The sequence below is a fragment of the Bacteroides sp. AM23-12 genome, assembly GCF_003434395.1.
Classification (GTDB): domain Bacteria; phylum Bacteroidota; class Bacteroidia; order Bacteroidales; family Bacteroidaceae; genus Bacteroides; species Bacteroides thetaiotaomicron.
This window is the reverse complement of the sequence record NZ_QTLF01000084.1, coordinates 1-1,837: the sequence shown is the minus strand read 5'-3', so window position 1 is coordinate 1,837 and position 1,837 is coordinate 1. Positions and strand designations below refer to the sequence as shown.

General features: G+C 54.7%; 3 protein-coding genes. All 3 read left to right on the top strand.

All coding sequences use genetic code 11. From position 1 onward, the window contains the following. Positions 1-258: DUF3876 domain-containing protein (locus DW640_RS23180; RefSeq protein ID WP_117578999.1), on the top strand; the 258-nt coding region annotated here is incomplete at its 5' end. 23 nt (positions 259-281) lie between these two features. Beyond that, the gene (locus DW640_RS23175; RefSeq protein ID WP_004304283.1) at positions 282-911 is read left to right on the top strand and encodes a DUF4141 domain-containing protein; all 630 of its coding nucleotides are present in this window, start codon (positions 282-284) and stop codon (positions 909-911) included. A gap of 3 nt (positions 912-914) precedes the next feature. Further along, positions 915-1,837: conjugative transposon protein TraJ (traJ, locus tag DW640_RS23170; protein WP_008778138.1), on the top strand; the 923-nt coding region annotated here is incomplete at its 3' end.

Here is a 1,837-nt window from a genome sequence, read left to right as displayed (position 1 = left end):
AGCGTGGAGGGAAAACCTGACGTGCTTATCTACAAGGAGGGCGAAGCCTACAAAGTGACGGTGTTCCGTCGTAGCGGTCTGCGCCGCAAGCTCAAGCCGGAAACCTATCTCTTGCAGGAGGAGAACGGCAACCTGTTCATGAACACCGGCTTCCGCATCGACGTGTCCTACAACGAGGCCACGGATGTGCTGACTTTCTCGCCAAACGGGGACTATGTGCGGGTGAAGCCGCAGCCGGGACATCCGACCGAAGAATAACAACCACTAAAATCCAAAGTAACATGAGAACAAGAATAACAATGATTATCTGCCTGTGCCTGCTTTTCGCGGGCAGGGCAAGCGCACAGTGGGTCGTAAGCGATCCGGGCAATCTAGCGCAGGGCATCATCAATGCCTCCAAAAACATCATCCATACCTCCAAGACCGCCACGAACATGGTGAGCAACTTTCAGGAGACGGTGAAAATCTATCAGCAGGGCAAGAAGTATTACGATGCCCTCAAATCGGTGAACAATCTGGTCAAGGACGCCCGCAAGGTGCAGCAGACCATCCTGATGGTGGGCGACATCACAGACATCTATGTGAACAGTTTCCAACGGATGCTCCGTGACGGGAATTTCAGACCCGAAGAGCTTTCCGCAATCGCTTTCGGCTACACGAAACTGCTGGAGGAAAGCAACGAAGTGTTGACGGAACTCAGGAACGTGGTGAACATCACCACGCTCTCCATGACCGACAAGGAGCGCATGGACGTGGTGGAACGCTGCCACTCGAAGATGAAGCGTTACCGCAACCTCGTGAGCTACTACACGAACAAGAACATCTCCGTGAGTTACCTGCGTGCGAAAAAGAAGAACGACCTCGACCGCATCATGGGGCTGTACGGGAACATGAACGAAAGATACTGGTAGCCTATGAAGTTCGACAACCTTCATCAGATTTTACGTTCACTTTATGAGCAGATGATGCCGCTGTGTGGGGACATGGCTGGTGTGGCGAAAGGCATCGCCGGGCTGGGTGCGCTGTTCTACGTCGCCTACCGGGTATGGCAGTCGCTGGCGAGAGCTGAACCGATAGACGTATTCCCGATGCTCCGTCCTTTTGCCATCGGTCTGTGCATCATGTTCTTCCCGACTGTGGTGCTGGGCACGATAAACAGCATCCTCTCACCCGTCGTACAGGGCACGGCAAAGATGCTGGAGGCGGAAACGCTGGACATGAACCGATACCGGGAGCAGAAGGACAAACTGGAATACGAGGCGATGGTACGCAACCCCGAAACCGCCTACCTCGTGTCCAACGAGGAATTTGACAAGCAACTGGAGGAACTCGGCTGGTCGCCCTCCGACATGGTGACGATGGCGGGAATGTATATCGACCGGGGAATGTACAACATGAAGAAGAGCATCCGCGACTTCTTCCGCGAGATACTCGAACTGCTGTTCCAAGCCGCCGCCCTCGTGATAGACACCGTCCGCACCTTCTTTCTCGTGGTGCTGGCGATTCTCGGTCCGATAGCCTTCGCCCTGTCGGTATGGGACGGTTTCCAAAACACGCTCACGCAGTGGATATGCCGCTATATACAGGTCTATCTGTGGCTACCGGTATCGGACATGTTCAGCACCATACTGGCGAAGATACAGGTTCTGATGCTGCAAAACGACATCGAGCGGATGCAGGCAGACCCGAACTTCTCGCTGGATTCGAGCGACGGGGTGTATATCGTATTCCTCTGCATCGGCATCATCGGCTACTTTACCATTCCCACCGTTGCGGGCTGGATTATCCAAGCCGGAGGCATGGGCGGTTACGGTCGCAACGTGAACCAGATGGCGGG